At 45.2% G+C, this 23,648-nt stretch carries 17 protein-coding genes and 2 tRNA genes; 13 read left to right on the top strand and 6 right to left on the bottom strand.

Going from position 1 to position 23,648, the window contains the following annotated elements:
- Window positions 1–29: 29 nt before the first annotated feature.
- The 7 genes from KKOR_RS03145 (at window position 30) to KKOR_RS13540 (ending at window position 5,809) form a co-directional block, all read left to right on the top strand.
- Window positions 30–980: a ribose-phosphate pyrophosphokinase gene (locus KKOR_RS03145; protein ID WP_012800560.1), complete on the top strand. Its 951-nt coding sequence runs from the start codon at window positions 30–32 to the stop codon at window positions 978–980.
- A 691-nt stretch (window positions 981–1,671) separates the two neighbouring features.
- Window positions 1,672–2,361, top strand: a complete 690-nt coding sequence (locus KKOR_RS03140; RefSeq protein WP_012800559.1) for a 50S ribosomal protein L25/general stress protein Ctc — start codon at window positions 1,672–1,674, stop codon at window positions 2,359–2,361.
- A 129-nt stretch (window positions 2,362–2,490) separates the two neighbouring features.
- Window positions 2,491–3,084, top strand: coding sequence for an aminoacyl-tRNA hydrolase (gene pth, locus KKOR_RS03135; RefSeq protein WP_012800558.1), 594 nt, complete (start codon window positions 2,491–2,493; stop codon window positions 3,082–3,084).
- A gap of 30 nt (window positions 3,085–3,114) precedes the next feature.
- Window positions 3,115–4,206: a redox-regulated ATPase YchF gene (ychF, locus tag KKOR_RS03130; RefSeq protein ID WP_012800557.1), complete on the top strand. Its 1,092-nt coding sequence runs from the start codon at window positions 3,115–3,117 to the stop codon at window positions 4,204–4,206.
- A gap of 299 nt (window positions 4,207–4,505) precedes the next feature.
- Window positions 4,506–4,582 (top strand) — tRNA-Met (locus tag KKOR_RS03125).
- 223 nt (window positions 4,583–4,805) lie between these two features.
- Window positions 4,806–5,429: a hypothetical protein gene (locus tag KKOR_RS03120; protein WP_012800556.1), complete on the top strand. Its 624-nt coding sequence runs from the start codon at window positions 4,806–4,808 to the stop codon at window positions 5,427–5,429.
- A 281-nt stretch (window positions 5,430–5,710) separates the two neighbouring features.
- Window positions 5,711–5,809: transfer RNA gene (locus tag KKOR_RS13540), tRNA-Asn, on the top strand.
- Window positions 5,810–5,879: 70 nt separating this feature from the next.
- Here KKOR_RS13540 and KKOR_RS03115 read toward each other — a convergent pair.
- Window positions 5,880–6,596 (bottom strand): RloB family protein, encoded by a 717-nt coding sequence (locus tag KKOR_RS03115; protein WP_012800555.1) that lies wholly within the window; start codon window positions 6,594–6,596, stop codon window positions 5,880–5,882.
- A 5-nt stretch (window positions 6,597–6,601) separates the two neighbouring features.
- Window positions 6,602–7,870: an AAA family ATPase gene (locus tag KKOR_RS03110; protein ID WP_012800554.1), complete on the bottom strand. Its 1,269-nt coding sequence runs from the start codon at window positions 7,868–7,870 to the stop codon at window positions 6,602–6,604.
- 456 nt (window positions 7,871–8,326) lie between these two features.
- Between KKOR_RS03110 and KKOR_RS03105 the strand changes: the two genes are divergently transcribed.
- Window positions 8,327–9,037 (top strand): hypothetical protein, encoded by a 711-nt coding sequence (locus tag KKOR_RS03105; protein WP_012800553.1) that lies wholly within the window; start codon window positions 8,327–8,329, stop codon window positions 9,035–9,037.
- Between the two features lie 18 nt (window positions 9,038–9,055).
- Window positions 9,056–9,466, top strand: a complete 411-nt coding sequence (locus KKOR_RS03100; protein WP_012800552.1) for a hypothetical protein — start codon at window positions 9,056–9,058, stop codon at window positions 9,464–9,466.
- A 204-nt stretch (window positions 9,467–9,670) separates the two neighbouring features.
- Here KKOR_RS03100 and dbpA read toward each other — a convergent pair whose 3' ends face one another.
- Together dbpA and KKOR_RS03090 are read right to left on the bottom strand one after the other, a co-directional pair.
- A complete protein-coding gene (gene dbpA / locus KKOR_RS03095; protein ID WP_012800551.1) occupies window positions 9,671–11,053 on the bottom strand; it encodes an ATP-dependent RNA helicase DbpA in 1,383 nt (460 codons plus the stop codon).
- A 589-nt stretch (window positions 11,054–11,642) separates the two neighbouring features.
- Window positions 11,643–12,689, bottom strand: a complete 1,047-nt coding sequence (locus KKOR_RS03090; protein ID WP_012800550.1) for an NAD(P)-dependent alcohol dehydrogenase — start codon at window positions 12,687–12,689, stop codon at window positions 11,643–11,645.
- Window positions 12,690–13,204: 515 nt separating this feature from the next.
- Between KKOR_RS03090 and cfa the strand changes: the two genes are divergently transcribed.
- Together cfa and KKOR_RS03080 are read left to right on the top strand one after the other, a co-directional pair.
- The gene (gene cfa, locus KKOR_RS03085; protein ID WP_012800549.1) at window positions 13,205–14,371 is read left to right on the top strand and encodes a cyclopropane fatty acyl phospholipid synthase; all 1,167 of its coding nucleotides are present in this window, start codon (window positions 13,205–13,207) and stop codon (window positions 14,369–14,371) included.
- A 242-nt stretch (window positions 14,372–14,613) separates the two neighbouring features.
- Entirely contained in the window at window positions 14,614–17,490 is a 2,877-nt protein-coding gene (locus KKOR_RS03080; RefSeq protein WP_012800548.1) for a vWA domain-containing protein, read from the top strand.
- A gap of 141 nt (window positions 17,491–17,631) precedes the next feature.
- Here KKOR_RS03080 and KKOR_RS03075 read toward each other — a convergent pair whose 3' ends face one another.
- Entirely contained in the window at window positions 17,632–18,132 is a 501-nt protein-coding gene (locus tag KKOR_RS03075; RefSeq protein ID WP_012800547.1) for a helix-turn-helix transcriptional regulator, read from the bottom strand.
- A 166-nt stretch (window positions 18,133–18,298) separates the two neighbouring features.
- Here KKOR_RS03075 and KKOR_RS03070 point away from each other — a divergent pair, with 166 nt between their 5' ends.
- The gene (locus KKOR_RS03070) at window positions 18,299–20,218 is read left to right on the top strand and encodes an LTA synthase family protein (RefSeq protein WP_012800546.1); all 1,920 of its coding nucleotides are present in this window, start codon (window positions 18,299–18,301) and stop codon (window positions 20,216–20,218) included.
- 63 nt (window positions 20,219–20,281) lie between these two features.
- Here KKOR_RS03070 and KKOR_RS03065 read toward each other — a convergent pair whose 3' ends face one another.
- Window positions 20,282–22,081, bottom strand: a complete 1,800-nt coding sequence (locus KKOR_RS03065) for a DUF3592 domain-containing protein (RefSeq protein WP_012800545.1) — start codon at window positions 22,079–22,081, stop codon at window positions 20,282–20,284.
- Between the two features lie 174 nt (window positions 22,082–22,255).
- Here KKOR_RS03065 and fabV point away from each other — a divergent pair, with 174 nt between their 5' ends.
- Window positions 22,256–23,437, top strand: a complete 1,182-nt coding sequence (gene fabV / locus KKOR_RS03060) for an enoyl-ACP reductase FabV (protein ID WP_012800544.1) — start codon at window positions 22,256–22,258, stop codon at window positions 23,435–23,437.
- Window positions 23,438–23,648 lie beyond the last annotated feature (211 nt).

Raw genomic sequence — 23,648 nt, 5'->3', positions numbered from 1 at the left:
TTTTGGGGCTAATGTTACAGGGCTTTTCGATGTCTGATTTAATGCTTTTCAGTGGTAATGCCACACCTGATCTCGCTAAACGAATTTCCGATTACTTAAACGTGCCACTTGGTAAAGCGCATACCGAACGCTTTAGCGATGGCGAATGCAGCGTCGAAATTCTAGAAAACGTTCGTGGTAAAGACGTTTTCATTATTCAATCTACTTGCGCACCAACTAACGATAACCTGATGGAATTGATCATCATGGCCGACGCACTCAAGCGTGCATCTGCCAAGCGTATCACCGCAGTGATCCCTTACTATGGTTATGCACGTCAAGATCGTCGCGTACGCTCAGCGCGTGTTCCAATCAGCGCCAAAGTAGTTGCCGACATGATCAGCGGCGTCGGTTTTGACCGAGTTCTAACGGTTGACCTACACGCAGACCAGATTCAAGGCTTCTTCAATATTCCAGTAGACAACGTCTACGCCACTCCAGTACTTCTCGAACACATCCAATCCAATATCGCTGGCAAAAACCTGATGGTTGTCTCGCCAGACGTTGGCGGTGTGGTTCGTGCACGCGCAATCGCTAAGCGCCTCGACGACGCCGACCTATCGATTATCGATAAACGTCGCCCACGCGCCAACGAAGTCAGCGTCATGAACATCATTGGTGATGTCACTGGACGTGATTGTGTGATTGTCGATGACATGGTCGACACCGCCGGCACACTTTGCCAGGCAGCACAGGCGCTTAAAGACCACGGTGCCAAAAGCGTATTCGCCTACGCAACCCATGCAGTCCTCTCCGGCAAAGCCATCAGCAACATCAGCGGCTCAAGCCTCGACCGTCTGGTCGTCGCCAACACCATCCCGCTTTCCGAAGAAGCCCAAAAATGCGATCGCATTGAAATCCTCGACCTGGCACCACTATTGGGCGAATCAATTCGACGCGTTAATACCGAAGAATCTATCTCAACCATGTTTCTAGACTAATACTCCTGAACGATTGAGATTCGGGTAGTTTCTAAAGCACCCACAAAAAAGCAGGCCTCGCGCCTGCTTTTTTAATGCCTGAGATTCAAACCATTTCGTAGGGTGGGCCTTGCGGTCGCCCTTTCCATGCCCTATCGATAAAGGTAGGGGCGGGCCAATGTGCCCGCCCAGATTCTGAATTACCTAAAGGTATTTCATAATCTGCTCTTTTCTCTTGGGCAGGCACACAGGCACTGCCCCTACCAAGATAGGTTGCTACCAATAAACTCTGTCATCCCGCGGTTTAACCGCGGACAAAATCGCATGGAGCGATTTTGAACAGCGAAGCTGGCCCGTAGGGTGAAATACAGGGATGTATTTCATAATCCAGTGACTTTAAAGAGACGCCCCTACGAACCACACCTAGCCTACACAAACAAAGAGCAAGCACCAGCCCAGAGGCTTGTCATTCCGTGCTACGACACGGAATCTGCTCTTCTCTCTTGGGCACACACACAGGCACTGCCCCTACCAATACCACCATTGTCCAAAAAACCCACATTTCCCCTAGCTTCTGCCGCCCTAGCTGTTGTATAATTTCGCACCATTTTTGGGCCTGCACGGTCAAATTGACCTGAAGACCAAAAATTCATGCCTGTCTTTGGTCGCGAAGTACAGGTTTATACTAACCCTCAACTTGTGGAGTATCACAATGAGCGAATATACTTTTAACGCTGAATTGCGTAGCGATATGGGGAAAGGTGCGAGCCGCCGCCTACGTCGTGAAGCAGATCAAATTCCTGCTATCGTGTACGGTGGTAAGGAAGAACCTAAATCTATTTCTTTAAATCACAACCAAATCATCAATATGCTTGATGAAGAAGCTGTTTATTCTTCAATCATCAAATTGGATATTGCTGGTAAAGTTGAAGAAGTAGTGATTAAAGACATTCAGCGTCACGCATACAAACCAAAAGTTCTACACATGGACCTTAAGCGCATCGTTCGTGGCGAAATCATGAACGCCAATGTTGCTTTACACTTCATCAATGAGAAATCAGCTCCTGGCGTTAAAGCTGGCGGCATCGTTTCTCACCAGGTCACTAGCGTAGAAGTAGCGTGTCGTCCACGTAATCTACCTGAGTACATCGAAGTTGACCTAGGCGCGTTGGAAATTGGCGAAACGATTCACTTGTCAGATCTTAAATTGCCAGAAGGTGTTGAACTAACAGCACTTCAAGGCGAAGAGCATGACTTGTCAGTAGCTAACATCGTACGTCCAAGTGGCCCATCTGAAGATGAAGAAGCTGAAGCAGAAGCGGAAGCAGCTGATGAAGCAGCAGCAGAAGTTCCAGCATCTGAACAGAAAGGCGACGACGAAGCAGGTGAAGACAAAGAGTAATTCTTTGCTTCCTTAGCGAAATCAGCCTTTTCTGGCTATGATAAGACCTCGAAATCCTTTTTAAGGGCAACCATTTCGGGGTCTTTTCTTTAAAGCCCTTTTTAAATTTAACTTTGGGGAAATTGCGCAGTGTCGAGCATCAAGTTAATTGTCGGTCTGGCTAATCCAGGCACACAATACGATGGCACCCGCCACAATGCCGGAGCCTGGTATGTGGAAGAACTCGCGCGCGCCTATTCGATTCCGCTCAAAACTGAAAGCAAGTTCCACGGTTTGTTCGGCAAAGGATTCATCGATGGCCACGAAGTCATGCTGTTAATCCCAACCACCTTTATGAACCTTAGCGGCAAAGCCATACAGGCAGTCGCCAACTTCTATAAAGTCGAACCGGAACAGATTTTAGTTGCCCACGATGAGCTGGATATCGATCCCGGCACATTAAAGCTGAAAAAAGGCGGTGGTCACGGCGGTCATAACGGCCTGCGCGACACCATCAGCAGCCTCGGCAACAATAAAGAATTCATGCGCTTACGAGTCGGCATTGGCCATCCGGGCCATAAAAGCCAGGTCACAGGCTATGTGCTCAGTAAGCCCAGTCCGGACGACCGCAACGCCATCATCCTCGCGATTGATGAAGCGGTACGCGAAACCGGCACCCTTTTGAATGGCGACTGGGATAAAGCCGTGCATCGACTGCACAGCGTCACCCCGCCCGCCAGTTAACAAGCACCACAACTCAAAGAGATTGACGTCATGGCATTAAATTGCGGTATTGTAGGACTTCCTAACGTTGGTAAATCAACACTCTTCAACGCATTGACCGATGCGGGTATTGATGCAGCTAACTACCCATTCTGCACCATCGAACCGAACACTGGCGTGGTGCCGATTCCTGATCCGCGCCTTGATGCCCTGGCTAAAATCGTCAATCCACAGCGCGTCTTACCCGCAACCATGGAATTCGTCGATATCGCAGGATTAGTCGCAGGCGCCTCGAAAGGCGAAGGCCTCGGCAACAAATTCCTCGCCAACATCCGCGAAACTCACGCCATTGCGCACGTGGTTCGCTGCTTCGACAACGACGACGTGGTTCACGTTGCCGGTAAAGTCGATCCAATCGCCGATATCGAAACCATCAACACCGAGTTAGCGCTAGCTGACCTTGAAGCCGTTGAAAAACGTATTCTGAAAACGGCTAAAATCGCCAAAAGCGGCGACAAAGACGCCAAAGTAGAATTGGCCATTCTGGAAAAAGCCAAAGCCTGCCTCGACGAAGGTAACGCCCTGCGCTCTTTGGATCTGGATAAAGATGAGCAGAAAATCATGCGCAAATTCCAGCTCATCACCAACAAACCGACCATGTATATCGCCAACGTCAGCGAAGACGGCTTCGAAAACAACCCATTGCTCGACAAGGTGCGCGAATTCGCCGCCAGCGAAAACTCCGAAGTGGTGCCAATCTGCGCTTCTATCGAATCTGAAATCGCTGCACTAGACGACGAAGACAAAGCAGACTTCCTCGCCGACCTAGGACAGGACGAGCCAGGCCTCAACCGCGTTATCCGCGCCGGTTACAGCCTCCTCAACCTACAGACCTACTTCACCGCAGGCGTAAAAGAAGTTCGCGCATGGCAGGTTAAAATCGGCGCCACAGCTCCACAGGCCGCCGCCGTCATCCACACCGACTTCGAAAAAGGCTTCATCCGCGCCGAAGTCATCGCCTACGACGACTTCATCGCAGGCAACGGCGAAGCGGGCGCTAAAGAAGCCGGTAAATGGCGCTTAGAAGGCAAGGAATACATCGTGCAAGACGGCGACGTCATGCACTTCCGCTTCAACGTCTAAACCTATATCGATTGGTAGGGGCAGCGCCAATGTGCCTGCCCTATTACCCTGTCATCCTGAACTTGATTCAGGATCTGCTCTTTCTAAGGAAGTTCCTTTAGGGAGAGTTGCCTGCCTGAACTAGATTCAGGCGACCGGAGGGAATCCCTTTAGGGAATCTGCTCTTTCTAGGGAAGTACCTAAGGAAAAATACCATTGGCGCAATCTCGTACAGGCATGGCTAAAAAAACTGTTTGATTTACAGCCTTTAGGCTTGACAACAAGCCCCCAAATCACGAAAATACGCGCCACTGAATTATGGCTATGTAGCTCAGCTGGTTAGAGCACAGCATTCATAATGCTGGGGTCGGTGGTTCAAGTCCACCCATAGCTACCATATAAAAGAAAGGCTTACAGAGAAATCTGTAAGCCTTTTTTGTTGGGCGATAATTTGTAAGTCCACCGTAAGTCCAGGATTTGAGTTTAATTGCTCGGCCCCCATCAATTCTTCAAGCTTTCAAAATTACTAATGCCTAGCCACATACAACTTAAATGAAGTTTGACTAAATATAATGTGTGACTAATATGAGTAGTTCAAGGAGTTAAACTGAGAGTGAAGAATGAAACTAGTTATACGTGGGATCACACTAACGATACTTTGTTTAATATATACAACAGAGTTACTTGCAAGTACATCTTCAAAAATCGAAACTAGCTCTACAAGCTTTAATAACTGGATGGTTTTTCAAGCTAGGGATCATGTATGGGTAACGAGCAACACGAATAAAATACAAGTATCATATCAATGTTTTGATATAGATAAACTTAAGACTCCAGAAGGGATAGAGTCTGTTTTTAACGTACTCACATCAAAGCTAGAGCTAAAGCTAAAGAATAAACTCCCAGAATATGTTTTTGATAATACCGAGAAATATGTCTTTTATTCAGTGAGCACCGAATATAAGACTAATAAGTTTAGATCTAGTCTTTCAACCTCTTTTCACGAGTTTCGTCATGAAAAGTTCAATAAATTGATAGTTCATGACATTACATTCTGGCAGGTTCTTCAGAATGCAGAACATCTAGAGATAAACTTACAGGTTAGCAAGTTTAACACCCTAAAAGATCCGCCGTTTGAAAGATCGATAATGGAGGTTACGGAGATTATTCCAATGGAAGGCTTTAATGAAGCTATAAAACTGGCATTTAAGATTTGTAAAATACCACCTTACCAAAGCACCTAAACTTTAATTTACTCTGACCCCATTAATTTAAGATTCGCCACCATCAAAACAAACTTATTTGATGAAGAGAACCAAAGAAGTAATCAACAGCGAAACCAAAAGAACAATAAGAGAAAACCCTACCCACTGAGAAGCCAGGCTATCCTCTTCAATGTTATGAAGCTTGTTGGAGATACGAAGAAACCAATTTCCTATAGGTTTAGAGCCATCGACAAATATCGACCAGATTAGATCAAGCAAAATTCAAACCTCTGGGTACTCTACTCATAATATTTACTCTGACCCCATTAATTTACCATTAATTTAAAAAGTACTTTTCTCCAATTATTTGCGGACTGTTAATCCATATGTCGCTGGTTCGAGTCCAGCAGGGGGAGCCATATTTTAAAGGCCTTGCAGCGATGTGAGGCCTTTTTTATTGCCTGTAGAACATTCAAATGTAGGCAATACCTAGTCCTTACTAAGGCTTTGCATATAGATTACTACCTCATGTACCAACGTATACGTTTGAGAACCAGACTCAAGAGTTTGACTTAAAGCTCTCTCGCTATTTTTGATAGCAGCTGCTATGCAGTCGTCTTCAAACAAAAAATCTAGATTGGTGATGCTTCCCTTCTCATAAGTCCCTATAAGCGCCTTGATATCATCAACGACTTTACCGCATATAGAGCGGTTACCAGTAGCAGAGTACCCTTTGTCAGTGTAGTTTAGATGAAGGAGAACCCAATACTCAAAGCAAGGGTTTGAAGTAATGGCTTTAAAATATTCCCTTCCCTCTTCAGGTTTTTCGCCAGAATCAACCATATTGTTAATCACGTCGGAGTTTTTGCTTGCACACAGGTCAACAGCATCATTAAAGTCCCCAAAAGAGTCCCGATCAAAAACACAAAAGACTTGATCAAACCTATTCGGGCTTGCATAAGCCTGATCATACTTTTGTACTGCTGTTGAAACTATTGACATTGGCCCCTCTCCCTTCCCGACAACTTCAAAATTAGCTGTGTTAATTTTGTACTTATCTATTAATGCATTTAAGTAGTCTTTTTCAGTTTTCTCACCTTCAACTACTATCAAAACATTATCGTATGGAGATCTGAGCTTACTTTTTCTTTCTAATTGCTGCTTGGCTTTTGCTTTCCTTTTATGAAATAAGTCTTCCGATCCCATACAGCTTACTCCCAAATGCTCATTACATCTTTAAAGTAAGGTAAGGCTCCATATTTACCTGAAAGGTAGTTTTTTTCGACATTTTCGACACCTTTTCTTACTCTGAACTCAGAGAGTGAGTATAGTTTTGAGAACCCTTTTGAACTCTTTTCAGAGAACCAAACCTGGTCTCGCCTAAATACCTCCTGACTTAAAATTGCAGTTTCATGAGTTGAGAAAATCAACTGAGCACCACTCTTGTTTGTTTTAGGGTTGTTGAAGAGTTTTACTAAGAACTCGACCAACAGAGGGTGTAAGTTTTCATTTAGCTCATCAACAAAAAGAGTAAAGCCATTTCGTAAAGAATAAAACCATGGCCCAATAAATGAATAATACCTCTGCGTCCCTGATGACTCCTCTCCGAAGTCTAAATACTTAACGCCACCATCTTCATCCAAATGTCCAAATTTAGTTTCCATTAACCCCATTTTTCTCAAGTCAGAAATAATCTCTTCCTTCATTGACTCAGGCATATCATCAGGAAAATCATCATCTTCGATAGTATGCTTTTCATACTTAACATCTTCGATATTAAAATCAGCTGACTTTAAAAAGTCTCTTAGAACAGACTTATCGTTCCCTCCAGAAAATAGTTTATCTGTAATATTTTTTGATAAACCGTCTGAACCAATAACACGAACTTTTTTATCAAAATAGTCGAAAACTTTACTTAACTGTTCACTATTAAGCATCGTTGCAGTCGATAAGAATAATGCATTACTTCTAGTAGACTCCTGCCATAATTTCTTTTGCCCTTTTAAAGCTTGACCGATATTCCATTCATACCCTTTCTTCTCATTTATAAACTCACGAGTAAAAAGGTTTACTGGTCTCTTATTTGGGTAAGATAACAGCCATTCAGTCAATACTCTTTCTTTAGTAACTTCAAAACCATATTGGTACCTAACATTATCTACAAGGAAGATTATTTCAAACTCAGTGCCCTTATTAGTATAATTCTTATCAAAGGCATAGGGTTTTACAGTGAGCTTATCTCCTCTCTGCCTAGTTTCAATGATAAGATCAATCATAGTATCCATAGCCTCAAATAAATTAGATTTACCTGAAGCGTTCGGCCCATAAATCACAGCACTGCTTAATAAATTAATGTCTTCTACAGAATGAGTTTTTATAACATTTGAGTCAAAAAGCTCAGTGCCTGACTCGGCTAACATTGAAAAGGTTTCTTTGTTTTTATAGCTTTTAAAATTTGATACTGAAAATTCGATCAGCATGTAGATCTCCCGATTAAATCCTTTTTTTTGCACAAAATTGTCAAAATCCGATATTTAATTGCAATTCTATACATTTTTTCGGCTTTGTCTACCTTCGATGTTGACAAACCAAGAAATTGGAACATTTCTCCTCCTAGACATAGGTAGACTGAAAGCTAGCTCTTTTATACACAGAATCGCAATGTATATGGTTAAAAGAAGATACACTTTAACTTCTACGAGATATCATCCCGTATACTCCTATGCGGTACCACCCCGCACCTCTATGCGGTACCTACCACGCCTTCTTTCGTTTTAATGAGACAAACACAACCTGTATCTCCTTTTGTTTGGTGATACGGTGACTCACTGCCCCTAGTACTTTAGTTAGCTTATTGACTTTGCTACTATTAATTAGAAGAGAGTAAAGGGCAAGTGTACGACTTACCTGTATAATTTCAAAAAGAGGGATAGGAATTGGAACGACTAGAGATTGCTAGGGCGCACGCAAAAAATAGGACAAAGTTAAAAAAAGGTATTATTCAGATAAATCGTAGTCTAAACCAGGCAATAAAAGATAATAAACGTGACCTTGAAGAGGTTAATACAAGACTTTTAATTGTTATGCACGCAGCTTACCTTGAATCCACCTTGCCTTATTTGCTTTATAATTACAGTGCTCAAATAAAAATGACCAGTGTCGACTATATACTTAACAAGCCCTCCGAATATGATAAGTGGAATTCATTTCTAGAGTATGGATTTAGAAGAAATTATTTAAATGGAAGGAGAAAAGAACTAAATATACTTAACCTAAATCATACGAACTATCAGCGCTACATTTACTTAAAGGAAACCTTGGACAATGATATCCGCGCTATAATTGAAATCCGAAACAAACTCGCTCATGGGCAATGGGCCATTGCTTTCAATGCTGAAGGTAATGATAAAAACCAAGACGTGACATCAAAAATTTGGACTCTTTCTAAAAAAGATGTTCTTAAAATACGTAATTTCGTTCTCCGCTTTACTAATATTATGGAATCTCTAATTTCGTCAAAAGAACACTTTGAATCAAAATTTGACAACGAAGTAGTGGCTTTAGAAAAAAATAAGATTACCCATGAGGAACAATATGACTGGATTATCAGAACCATTAAATCAAGAAAAAGATCCTACAGTGAATAGTGATAAGTTAAAAGATTTATGCAAAATGTCAGTAAACTTGAAGTAGCTGAAGAGCAGCTTGATTGGGCTATACGGCTGCTGCTTGACCATAACGCACCTGCGCCAGCAATAACACTAGCCGGAGCCGCCGAAGAACTATTTGGTCGACCACTAAAAGCTGAAGCCGCTTTCAGAATTGTTATGGAAACAGTTCCAAAAAAGTTACATATGGATCCTAAAACTTATTCACAAAAGCACCTAAACTACACTCGCAACTGGCTTAAACACTGGGGTGATAAAGAAGATGGGCATGCTGATATAGATCTTTATGCAGAAGCAGTCACTCTAATATTACGCGCTTTGGCCAACTATATCCCAAATACTAAAGCTTTATCTAATGAAGCGCTAAGATTCACAAAGTGGCTTCCCAAATACTTCCAATCTGCTTAACGATTAATTTATAAATTCTACCCAAAAAGCTAAATATATTCTTCACATTAACCTTTTCCTACTATTTATATGGGACTTATGGGACATCCATTATCTATTCATGCATAAATCTGTCCCAGTGAATTAATGGGGTCAGAGTACATTTATGGAATCAACACATAAAAAAGCCGTACTTTGCACGGCTTTTTCGTTATGAGGAAAGCTCTAAATCTTTCTCGCTCTAAATTTTTTGCCTTTCATTTTGCCGTTGTTGAGTAGCTGGACGGCGGTTTCGAGGACGGCGGTTTTTACGGCGACGTAGGCCCAGCTGTTGGCGACCTGGATTTTGCCGACGTCGTTGCCTTCGATTCGGTAGTCTGCGGTTAGTGCGCCGAGGATGTCGCCAGGGCGTAGTTTCTGTTTCTTGCCGCCGTCTATCTGGATGGTTGCCATCGGTGGTCTGAAGGTCGGTTCTTTTAATAGTTGGGTATCGGGCAGTGCTATCGGCTCGATTTCCTGGCCGAGGTATTCTGCGAGGCGCGCAACTTTGTGTTTTTCTTTGCTGATGACGATGGAGCAGGCGTGGCCTTTGTTGCCGGCGCGGCCTGTTCTGCCGATGCGGTGGACGTGGATTTCCGGGTCGCTGGCGATGTGGTAGTTGATGACCAGATCGAGCGAGTCGATATCGAGTCCGCGGGCGGCGACGTCGGTGGCGACCATGATCGATACGCTGTTGTTCGCAAAGCGAATTAGAGCCTGGTCACGTTCTTTCTGTTCCAGATCACCGTGCAGTGCCAATACGCTGAATCCGTGGCGTTTCAGTTCCTGGGTCAGGTCTTTAACGTGGCGTTTGGTGTTACAGAAAATCACGGTTGAGTCAGGACGGTATTTGAGTAGCAACAAACGCACTGCGACATCGCGTTCGCCTTCATCGCTGATTCTGTAGAAGTCTTGTTTGATGCTGGAGCTGTCGTGCTTTTCGAGCGCTTGAACCAATACCGGCTTGACCATAACGCGTTCAGCGATGGCTTGAATCTGTGGCGGGTAGGTGGCGCTAAAGAGTAAGGTTTGGCGCTGTCTTGGCAGTTCATTAACGATGGCGTCCATGGAGTCTTCGAAACCCATGTCTAGCATGCGGTCTGCTTCGTCTAATACCAAGGTTGATATGGCATCCAGATCCAGCGTTTGTTTTTCCAGATGATCGACGATACGGCCCGGCGTGCCGACGACGATATGCGCGCCATGTTTTAACGAGTCCGCTTGCGGACGCAATGGCGTGCCGCCGCACAGGGTTAATATTTTAACGTTGGCAATCGGACGCGCCAGACGACGAATTTCTTCGGCAACCTGTTCGGCCAGTTCGCGCGTTGGGCACAGCACCATAGATTGCACCGAGAAATTTTTCGGGTCGAGTTTTTCCAGAATACCTAAACCAAAAACCGCTGTTTTACCCGAACCGGTTTTCGCCTGCGCGATAACGTCCTTGCCTTCAAGAACCTGTGGCAAGGCATCCGCCTGGATCGGCGTCATCCGCTCAAAGCCAAGATCAGCAAGATTGGCGATTAAGGCTGGTTGTAAAGCAAGGGTCGAAAAAGCAACGTGGCTCATGGGTATATCCTAGAGTAATGAAGATAGTAATAGTTAAGCGAACACATTCAGCAGCGCTGAGAATGTACTTTAACATGATAGAGCTGTGTGATCTGTCGGAACTGAATTTGGATGAAGCAGTTTGGGAGAGAAGCAAGGCTCTTAAGCTGTGCGAATTATATACAGCTCAAGGGGGATGATAAAGGGATATCTTCGGGATGTGGGATAAAAGAAATGGATTCCCACTTTCGTGGGAATGACACCCCTTATTGATTGTGAGATATCCTTGAGTATTGTCATTCCAAACTGGATTTGGAATCTGCTTTTAGATAATGGGCGAGCGCCACTCGCCCCTGCATACTTTATCCTGATAGAAAGAGCAGATTCCGTGTCGTAGCACGGAATGACAAACCTTAAAGAGAGTGCAAATTCCCTAAGGCATGTCATCCTGAACTAGATTCAGGCGACCGAAGGGAATCCCTTTAGGGAATCTGCTTTTGATCTTTTGGGCAGGCACACAGGCACTGCCCCTACCAAGATAGGTTATTACCAATAAGCTCTGTCATCCCGCGGCTGTGACCGCGGGATCCAATGACTTTAAAACTATGTCCTACTGCGCCAACGATTTCATATCAATCACGAAGCGGTATTTAACGTCGGAGTTGATAACTCTTTCGTAGGCGTCGTTGATGTTTTGCATATCGATCATTTCGACGTCGGATACGATGTTGTGCTCCGCGCAGAAGTCGAGCATTTCCTGGGTTTCTTTGATGCCGCCGATCAATGATCCGGCGATGCGTTTGCGTTGCATGATCAGGCCTCCGCCATGAATATCCGGCAGTGGTGCTATCGCGCCGACGATGACCATGGTTGAGTCTCGTTTGAGGAGTGCAACGTACGGATTGACGTCGTGCGGTACGGGCACTGTGTTGAGCAGGAAGTCGAAGCTGTTGGCCTGTTGTTTCATAGCTTCTTTATCTTTGGAGATAAGGACTTCATCGGCACCGAGGCGTTTGGCGTCTTTGCCTTTGTCGGGCGAGGTTGTGATCATGACAACGTGCGCGCCCATGGCTTTGGCCAGTTTGACGCCCATGTGGCCGAGTCCGCCTAAACCAATAACGCCTACTTTGTCGCCTTTCTTGACGTTCCATTGGCGCAGCGGTGAGTAGGTTGTGATGCCAGCGCACAAGAGCGGCGCGACTGCTTTGGTGTCGAGCTTTTCCGAGACGCTTAAGACGAAGTCTTTATCGACTACGATTTTGTCAGAATAACCGCCCTGGGTGATGCCACCGGAAACAGGGTCTTCGCTGTTGTAGGTTGCAACGATCCCTTCTTCGCAATATTGCTCAAGCCCTTCATCGCAGGAATGGCAATGGCGACAAGAATCGACCATGCAGCCGACGCCGACCAGCTGCCCTGCTTTGAATTCAGATACGTCCTGCCCCACTTCGAGCACGCGACCGATGATTTCATGGCCGGGAACGATGGGGTATTGTGTGCCGCCCCAGTCGTTACGCGCGGTGTGGATGTCGCTGTGGCAGACGCCGCAGTATTCAATATCGATCAGCACATCATTGTCGCCAACGGCGCGGCGCTCGATGTCTAAGGGAGCAAGATCTTCGGTTGCTGAGGGAGCTGCATAAGCGGCTACTTTCATGACTGTCTCCTTGGAGTAATTTATTAACGTTTATGAGGATAACACTTTCGTATGAAAGGTGCGTGAAATTGATTGGGGTTAGGATTGAGGGGTTGTGCCTTGGCCAGCCTATCTTGGTAGGGGTAGGGGCAGCGCCTGTGTGCCTGCCCAAGAGAAAAGAGCAGATTCCGTGTCGTAGCACGGAATGACAATCCTTAAAGATAGTGCAAACCTGCAAAGAGATGTCATCTGACCCACAGGGATGTGGGGAATGCAGTAGCAATTCTTGGAGAATTGCTTGCCCGCGGCTGTGACCGCGGACAAAATCGCAGGGAGCGATTTTGAACAGCGAAGCTGGCCTTTGGTGAAATAAAGTGACCGAAGGGAATCCCTTTAGGGAGATGTATTTCATAATCCAGTGACTTTTAATGATTGGAAATTGCTACACCACTGGGATGCTCATAACCGGGTCACTTGCATCTTAGATTAGCCATACGTTAATGTATCCAAGGGTTTCAGCTTGATAGGAGGTCAATGTGAACGATGTGTCGGATCATTCGCGCGCTCAGGTCGCGCCGCCTGAGATTCTGGCGGATTTAGCGGCTAAGGCTGGGGTTTGTTTTAACGGTTCTAACCCTTGGGATATTCAGGTGTTAGATGCTGCAGTCTATCGTCGTATTCTATCGCAGGGTTCGCTGGGACTTGGCGAATCGTATATGGATGGTCTGTGGGAATGCGCGGCGCTGGATGAATTGTTTACCCGGTTGCTGAGTGCTGATATCGAGCAGAAACTGGGCGGTATGGCGCGCTTGAAGTTGCTGTTTGAGGCGATTCGTCAGAATATCGTTAATCGCCAGAAGCGCGCTCGCGCCTATGAGGTTGGCGAGAGGCATTACGATATTGGCAATGAGATTTTTGCAGCGATGCTGGATCCGACCATGAGTTATTCCTGTGGTTACTGGGTGAATGCGGACAATCTCATCGAAGCGCAAATCGCTAAACTGGATCTGATTTGCCGCAAGCTGGAATTGAAACCTGGCGAGAAAGTTTTGGACATTGGTTGTGGTTGGGGCGGTTTCGCTCGCTACGCCGCCGAGCAATATGGTGTTTCAGTTGATGGCATCACGGTTTCCAAAGAACAACAACAACTCGCCCAAAAACGCTGCGAGGGTTTTCCGGTAACCATCAAGTTGCAGGATTACCGCGAGCTGTCGGGTGAATACGATAAGATTGTGTCGATTGGCATGTTTGAACATGTCGGCCCGAAAAATTACCCGACCTTTTTTGATACGGCGTTACGTTTATTAAAAGATGATGGTCTCTTTTTATTGCACTCCATTGGTCTTGACCGCACCACTGCCAACGGCGATCCCTGGATCGACAAATACATTTTCCCCAACGGTAAAATCCCTTCTGCGGCTCAGCTGTCTAAAGCTTTGGATAGACGCTTCATTATCGAGGACTGGCATAACTTTGGGCCTGACTACGACAAAACGGTAATGGCCTGGTGGAAGCGTTTTGATGATGCCTGGGATAAGCTTTCTCAAAACAAGTTGTTTCAAAATTATGATCAGCGGTTTTATCGCATGTGGAAATATTACCTGCATTGCAGTGCCGGATTTTTCCGTTCCAAGAATGGTCAGTTGTGGCAATTAGTTCTAGCCAAACGTGATCGGCCGGGACGCTATTATTCTATTCGCTAGGTTCATATCGATCGAATCTAATCGTATCGACAGCTTCATACTGTACAAAAAATGTACTGGACAAGTAATAGGTAACGCTCTAACCTTTTATGAGGGTTCGTTAACTTTTCGGGCTGTTCAGCCAGTAGATTTAAATAACCTTTAGGAAACTGATAAATAACAGAAGGATCTCAACAGCTTACAGTTAGACCCACCAATAGCATCCCAAGCTGTGGCCTTCACAATGATAAAAGGAGTTTATCATGTCACACAACACTGGAACGGTGCAGTCTGTTGCACCTGCAATTGAAATAGGCCCAGATTCAGGGCAACCCGCCGACTCAGGCACCACCTGGCTTCATGAGTTTTCTCACACCCCTGCCCCTGGCGGCACTAAATTTGTCATGCTGCACTTTACGTCAGCTGACATCCCTGCGGGCAATCGTCTTGAAGTTGATCTTGGTTATGGCACCGATACATTTGACCAGAGCTCAGGCGACCAATTCTGGACTCGTCCTATCAACCATACCGAATTTCCGGGCGGAATTCCGATCCGCTATATTGCCGACGGCAGCGCCAGCGGAAGCGTCGAGTTAAGCGAATATGGCCGTGGCGAAAGCTTACCGGGTGACTCGGCAGGCTTATCCAACAGCGATCCATTCGTTCTCAGCGGTAGCTATTCTGAACCTACTTATGATCCATTCTGGTTCTGTAACACACCTCCCGAATGGGAAAACGTCGAGTGCACTCCTGGTGGTGATATCAGGCGCGAGGTTGCAAAAAGCTGCGGCATGATCGTTACGGTTCATGGCAATGCAGTATCAACCTGTTCCGTCACTTTAATCGGCCCTGATACCGTTATCACTGCGGGTCACTGCTTAGGTGATATCGATAACGAATGGCCTACCAGCTCCGTAACTTTTGATTATCAAACGGACTGCATGGGTAACGTCTCGGGCAGTTATAATCCGATATTCCATAAAGTCACCGGCTACCTGAAATATCGCTGGGCTGATGGTTCCGGATTAGACTATGCGATCTTGAAACTGGATATTCCGCCGGGTGGTCTCGGTATTCCTGTGATTCCGATGCGCAACAGTTTGCCTTCAGTTGGAGAGCAAATTTTTGGCATTCACCACCCCAATGGCGCGACCAAAAAATTAGCGCCGAAACACGCGGATATGGAAACGGTTAACAGTGCCAGCAGCAGCTCTATTGGTGTTGATATTGACGTTAGCGGCGGAAGTTCTGGTTCAGGTCTGTTCGATATGATGGGACGCTATCTCGGCGTACTGTCTTATGGTACTGATTGTAACCTGCATTACTGCCCTTCCCCTTCAGTGCTTAACGATATTGCGACCACACCTGTGCCTGTGCCGGATCAGGATATTATGCTTGTTATTGATCGTTCCGGCTCCATGTCGGGTGACGCGGGAACCGGTCAGTCAAAAATAGATGAAGCGAAAGACTCAGCATCCTTATTCGTCCAGCTTGTCGAGGCGAGCGCAGGACATAGGATGGGGCTGGTATCGTTTTCAACTAGCGCTTCTATCGACGAAGGAATTGGTAATTTAAATCCCGGCAAGAAAAATCAATTGATTGGCCCTGCTCCTTATTCTGGTGGCGCAGTGGGAGGCCTGATTCCTGACGGCTGGACCAGCATTGGCGATGGTATCGATAAAGCACAAAGCGAACTCACCGGCGGTGCTAACCCTAAAACCATTCTGTTGCTCACCGATGGTTTGCAGAATACACCGCCAATGATCGAAACAGCGACCAACGATATTGGCGATACACGCATTCATGCCATTGGGCTTGGCACTGAGGCTAATCTCAACGGTGGCCTCTTATCCGATTTAACTCAATCTACTGGCGGCGCTTACACCCGAGCTGGTGATGGCCTGGAGCTGAAAAAATTCTTTGCTTTGGCCTTTGGCGATATTTTTGAAGATGGCACCTTAATCGATCCAACCTTTGAGCTTCCTCGCGATGTTGAAGAAACTGAAGCTATGAGCTTTGAGGTTTGCGATGAAGAAATGCTGACCATTGTCGCTGGTTGGGACAAGCCTGAGGGACATTTAAATATTACTGCCAGAGCACCCAATGGCGATACCATCACCGCTTCAACGGCTGGCATTGAAGCAAGCTCAGGGCGTACCTGGTCGTTCATTAAGATTCCACTTCCGTTTTCTGGGCAGCGCGAAGGCACCTGGTCGGTTACTTTTAAGCGCCCAAAAGGCAGTGGTGAATTCCCCCCTCCAGCAATTCCGCTACGTTACTTTATGAATGTTATTGCTTCTGGTGGGCCAGTGATAAGACCGCTTAATATCAAACGTCATTATTATACTGGCGAAAGCTTTACTCCATTAGTTAGACTCAACTACCCTAACGGACGCAGTATCCATCATGGTTCAGTAAAACTTTCTGTGACCAAACCCAAACAGTCATTTGGTAACTTAATCAGCAAAGCTGGTTTAAAAGCGCCGCTGGAAATCCAAGGTGATATCATACCGCCGGTGCAGGCGACTCTACTCCAACTTGAGCAGGATGCTGGGAAGCCAGTCATTAGCTATGAGGAGGAATGGTACGACTTAACTCAAGATCGTGAGGTCAATGGCAACTTCGAGCACAATGGCCCCTGGGGGCGCGAATTTAGCAATCTGTTTACACGACCCGGTACTTACACTTTCCGCTGCGTCGGCCACTATGGTCACGATTGCAAAGGTATGCGTGAAACCTCATGGTCGGCTTACGTCAGCACCCGCGTCGATTCAACAGCCACATTAGACTCTCTTGTCGTTACTGCACTGGATGGTAATAAAGTTAACATTATCTTCACTCCTCAGGATTCACTGGGCAATCTGCTCGGTCCGGGCCAAGCCGACAACTTTACCCTATCGGATGTTCCTGGAAGCAAAGTACTTGAGCCGGTAAAAGATAATGGCGATGGAAGTTACAGCGTTAACATTGAGCACGATAAAGACAGTGGTTATCAACCTGGCATTGGTATTACTCAACCTGGTCGACCAACAGTTCCAGTCACCAAACCAGACGATGGCAGTGGCTCTAGTAATGATTGGTGGTTATGGTTGCTGATTATATTGCTGTTAATTCTGGTGATTATACTTCTGCTTATTTAACAGCCTTTATAAGCTACTAGAGACAAGAGTATTTTGCTGTTGTCTCTAGTTTTATTTTATCCAGGGTGAAAATTAAAAGAGAGTTTTAGAAAGAGTAATTTTTTCTGACAGGAGCTGTTATTGCACAAGCTCCGTAAAACACTACCCCATGAAATCTTCGAAGAACCAGGCGGCGAATGCATGGCGACCGGGTAGATTGGCTTTTTGATATATTTGCGAGGCTTGCTGACGAACGGACTTTTCTTTAATGCCACGAACTTCGGCAATTTCGTTGAAGCTCAAGCCTTTGAGCAATAGATAAGCGGTGTCGATTTCACTGCCAGTCAGACTCCATTCGTCAAACTGCTTGCGAATTACTTCGCTGTATTCTTTACGCGCTTCCTGCATTTGCGATTTCTGTTCCTGCAAAAGCTGGCGACTCTCTTTAAGCTCTTTCTCAAGACTTGTTACAGCAGTTCTTTGGCTTACCACCTGTAAGATAAGGTAGATGATGACCAGGGCTGTAACCAGAATCATGAAGGCTTCTACATACAAATGATCAACTTCTGCATGCAATGTCACATCAGTGTAGAGGTCAGAAATATCAAACGCGATAATGACCGTCAAAAACGCGATTAAGAACCAAATCTTGCTACTTTTCAATGTGATACCTTAGCTTGTTTAATTTTCATAAAAGACGCAGTATAGACAAATGTACCCTATTTAAGTTCCTATCTCCAATAGCACTTGTCTGGGCTATGGTCTTTTGTCCATTGTTGCAATCTTGGCAGGCCCCATGATTGACCTATATCAATTCAGGTTTAATCACATGACGCTATTTATTCGTAAACAACTTGGCTTTTTAGGGCAGTTCTTTTTGCTTGCTCTAATCCTATTGACGCTTTCTCGTTTGGCTATCGTGCTATGGCAATGGCCACGCATTGACGGTTTTACGGATGTTCAGGCCATTCTTGTCGGCGGTTTACGAATTGACCTGGCAACGCTATCTCAGCTGCTATTCCTGCCGCTATTGGGGTTAGCTATCCATGCTCTGACTCCATTCAAGGGGCACTGGCTTTCGCGGGCTATAAAAGTCTATTGCTGGGTGTTATTGCTGGTTCTTATTTTGCTGGAGCTCTCTACGCCGACCTTTATCATGGAGTATGACTCTCGCCCCAATCGTTTATTCTTCGAATATCTCAGCAGTCCTAATGAAGTGTTTGGGATGCTGTTCAATGGCTATCTGTTTGAGCTAGTCATTGGTACGCTTCTGTTAGTCGCAACTGGCTGGCTCACTCGTCAATGGCTAAAACGCCATAGCGGTGAGATTGCTGTTTTCAGCCCAGCCAGCTCTTTATTGATTCTGCCATTGCTGGTATTGCTGTTGCTGGGCGCACGCTCAGGAGTACAGCACCGCCCCATCAATCCGGCAATGGTAGCTTTTTCCAATGACCGAATGCTTAATACCTTGCCGCTGAACTCAACCTACAGTGTCATGTATGCCTTGTATCAAATGGGCAATGAGTCTTCTGCGGCTAAGCTTTACGGTGAAATTCCAGAAGCAACCATGCTTGATATTATTCAGCGTGACGTGTCCGAACTTGGGCAACTGGTAACATCCGATATGCCAAGTTTGCATCAACTAACGCCAAGCCAACCCTTCCAAAACCGCAACCTGATTATTGTGGTCGAAGAAAGTCTTGGCGCACAATTTGTCGGTGCGTTGGGCGGTAAGTCTTTAACACCCAGCATCGATCAATGGCGCGACAAAAGCTGGTTCTTCGAAAACCTCTACGCCACCGGCACTCGTTCGGCGCGTGGTTTAGAAGCCATCACAACCGGCTTTTTGCCTTCGCCTGCTCGTCCTGTTTTGAAACTTCCCAAAGCGCAGGGCAATTTTTTTAGTCTCGCCGGCCTTCTTTCAAGTTACGGTTACGAAAGTAGTTTCATTTATGGCGGCGAAAGTCACTTCGATAATATGAAGGGCTTTTTCTTGAATAACGGTTTTGACTTAACCATTGACCAAAATAATTATGCCAACCCATCCTTTGTTGGAAACTGGGGCGTGAGTGATGAAGACCTATTCAATCAGGCATTGGTCTATCTCGAGAAGAATCCGGAGCAGTCTAAATTCAGTTTGATTTTTACATCAACTAACCACACACCGTTTGAATTTCCGGACGGTAAAATTGAGCTTTATGAAGAGCCTAAACAAACCGTCAACAACTCAGTCAAGTATGCCGATTATGCGCTGGGTAAGTTTCTGAATGAACTCGAAGCGAAAGGCATGATGAAAAACTCTGTGGTTATGGTGGTTGCTGATCATGATGCCAGAGTATGGGGTGATACCTTGGTCCCGATCGAGCATTTCCATATTCCTGGTTTTATTATTAGCCCCGACATTAAACCAAAGGTCGATAAGACCTTGGTCAGTCAAATTGATCTGGCGCCTACTTTGCTTTCGCTATTGGGTATTGATCATCAAGTACCAATGCTGGGACATGATTTAACTCAAATCCCTGCAGACTATCAGGGTCGAGCAATTATGCAGTATGGCGACAATCAGGCGTATTGGGATGGGCAGGAGGTGGTCATTCTGCGCCCTAATCAACAACCAATAACTTACCCATACTTTGAAGGACATTTTGGCAAAGAGTCGGCTCATGACACTGAGCAAGAGTTGCTGGCACTGGCCTACGCACAATTTGCCAGCTGGGCTTATGATAAACAGAAGTATCGTTTGAATTGATGAGGGGATTTGTTGGTTTGTGCGCGCGATTTATGCATCGCCCACACAAACCAGACTTTCTATTCAACTTTCCCTTATCCCTATCTCATTTTTAATTTTTTCGATAAAAGATTCCACATCGCTACGCATTAACAAATTTTTGGCCAACACGACTTTGCTGCCATCGGTTAGCTTTGCACTAACGTGAAAGACCTGCTTATTGCCAACGCTCATGTTGCTGTTTGCTGTGATACTTTCGATCTCACTTCGTTGAATGATTTTGGGTGCAGACATTAATAAATGACCTGACGCAACTTGCAATTGCCCACCTCTTACAGTCACTTCACTTTTATAGGTTAATTGTCTTAAACCCAGCATCAAAAATAAAATGCCAAAACCACCAAAGGCGATTAAGAAAATAATCGGGGCATCACCGTATACATTAACGCCAATACCGATTGAGGCGAAAATCAAACCGAAGACTATCATGCTGATGGCAAAGCTCAGATTACGAAACGCTGAGAAGTAGTAGCGATTGCCTTGCGAGGTCACTGAGTCTTCGAGGCCTAAGTTTTTCCAGCTGCCTAAATGACTTTGACCACCAGAGCTTTCTTCGTTTGAGTTATTAAAGTCTGCAGCGAAAAGATCCGTTTCGGCTGCTTCAAGCGCAACGCGATGTGCTACCACATATCCAGGAACCATAAATTGTAATTTTAAATCGATTCCAGGCTGCTTCCTTTCGATCTCTAGCACCCATTCTACTCGGTTATTCTGATTAGATTCATCGGATTGAGGAAGCCCTTCCGGAACCTTAAATTCAAATGCATAGCTTGAAGTATTATGCCCTTTTATAGTGGAGCGAACACGTCGGTCATCCTGCCAGATAATGGATGTTTTAGTGCTACGATTTTTTCCGCTGCCGGTCGTGGTTTTTCGCTGGCAAGTGAGGGTTATGACTGCCTCTAACGGCTTACCAAAAGTTTGGTCATTGGTTCTATCGTTAGGTACTTCGATGGTACCGCGGTTAATTCCGCCAATAGCGATTGGCGTTTGCTGTAAAATCAGTTCGCTCTGACCATATTTTTTATGGCGCATGAAAGCGACATAGGCTCCAATCATCAAACCAATGCCCACCAACGGGAATAATAGAACAAACAGGATTGGGTAATCGAAAGTTTTAAAGAATTCAATCATAGCCATGACCGAAGCGGGTATGGCAATCAGATTCCAAAAGATAGCGAAGCCCAGTAATACTTTAAAGCCGGTTCCTGTATTAGCTTTGAATCGATTGGTTTGCCATTCATCTTTCCAGTTCCAGGGTTCGTCTGGGAATAGCTGTTGTAATTCCTGTTCTTTTACCGCTTTCTTTTTAGCGAATCGCCCGAACAGCATAATGCCAAGCCCTACTCCGCCAAAGACGATCAGGAATATCGACTGGAATCCCAGCATGCCCCAGCGGATAGACTTGTCGATGACCGCTTCATTGGGGTTATCGGGGTTAACATAGGCAGTTATGGTTTTTTGATTATCTTTGACTCTAGACAGTTTGTAATAAAAGTCTTGTTGATAACTGCCTATATTATCGGTGCCAGTGTAGAAATTGAGTTGGCTCGACGTGTAGGACTGCCCTTGATATTGATATTGGAAGCTGCCGTTGACGCCATAAGTGGTACTGTCGTCGCCACGAGAGATGACCTGTTCAACATGGGTTATGGTTGCTTCGACTGGTTGCCAACCGCGGGCTTCATAAGCGTCATAAATAGAGACCAGGCCCCATAGGAAGATACCCACCCCAGCAAAGAAAAATATCGCCCCAAAAGCGGTCAAACAGCCTGCGCCAGCTTTATTGGCGCCCTTTTTTATCGTTTGTCTTCCATCTGTCATTGTGAAACCCCAATTATTTATAATTTTTTAGTCATGAATTCAATGAGTTATCGAAGAATAGCATAGATTTGAACTTTGTCTTATATTAAGCAAATCCCGTTCGCTTTGGTAGTACCTCTTTGGCCGCAAAAAACGGTACAATACCGCCATATTTTTGTCCGGAGATTAGTTTTTATGGTTATTAAGCCTAAAGTTCGTGGTTTCGTTTGTACCACAGCACACCCGTATGGCTGCGTTGCCCATGTTAATGAACAAATTGAATACGTTAAGAATAATATGCCAGCCAATACTGATACTGGCCCGAAAAACGTTTTAGTCATTGGTTCTTCAACGGGTTACGGCCTTGCTTCACGTATCGTGTCGGCCTTTGGTTATGGCGCGAAAACCTTAGGTTTGTTCTTCGAAAAAGAACCTACTGAGTCTAAGACAGGTACTGCAGGCTGGTATAACAATCGTGGTTTTGAAATCGCCGCCGACAAGGCTGGCTTATGGAACAAAAGTATCAATGGTGATGCTTTCTCGAATCAAGCCAAAGAAGACGCCATCAAAATCATCAAAGAAGAAATGGGTAAAATCGATATGGTGGTTTACTCGTTGGCTTCTCCTCGTCGCCAGGACCCAGAAACGGGCGAGGTCTATAAATCAGTATTAAAGCCTATCGGCGAAGCGGTTACTGAAAAAACCTTGAACACAGATAAAGGTATTGTTCACGACATCAGCATTGACCCTGCCACCGAAGATGATATTCAGAACACCATCAAAGTGATGGGCGGCGAAGATTGGGAACTATGGATGAAGGCTCTTGATGAAGCCGGCGTTTTAGCCGATGGCGTTAAGACGGTTGCTTACACTTACATCGGTAAGAAATTGACCTGGCCTATCTATGGTCATGCCACTATTGGTAAAGCCAAAGAAGATCTTGATCGTGCGTCTCATGCAATCCACAGCAAACTGCAAGAAAAATACAACGGCACAGCGAATGTTTCAGTTCTAAAAGCGGTTGTCACTCAAGCGAGTTCTGCTATTCCTGTGATGCCTTTATACATTTCATTGCTCTATAAAGTGATGAAGGAAAATGGTGTTCACGAAGATCCGATTCATCAGATTAAAGGCTTAATCATGGACCAGATGTATGGTGATGATGCGATTTATGATGATACACGTCGCTATCGTTTGGACTTAAAAGAACTGGATGATTCGATTCAGCAAAAAGTTGAAGAGTTATGGCAGATTGCCAACACTGAAAATATTGATGAGATTTCAGACTATAAAGGCTATCAGCATGAATTCTTCAAACTGTTTGGGTTTGAAGTGGATGGCGTAGATTATGATGCGGATGTTGATCCTCGCATCTAACACGACCTTTATAATTCTACTGTTTAAAAAACCGGCAATCTTGCCGGTTTTTTTATACCTCATTCTATATACGCATACTCTTCTATAACGCCCATCATGCGTAGCCTATAGCAAAGGCGTTGCTTTCAGCCTAATCAATAAGCTCGTTCTGCCCCTCATTTTTTTAAGAAAGTTTGAACTCTTAAACTCATACCTGTCGGACAAGATGAGG

This window comes from Kangiella koreensis DSM 16069, from assembly GCF_000024085.1.
Lineage (GTDB): Bacteria > Pseudomonadota > Gammaproteobacteria > Enterobacterales > Kangiellaceae > Kangiella > Kangiella koreensis.
The sequence above is the reverse complement of the archived record's forward strand: the minus strand, read 5'-3'. Positions and strand labels throughout refer to the sequence as shown.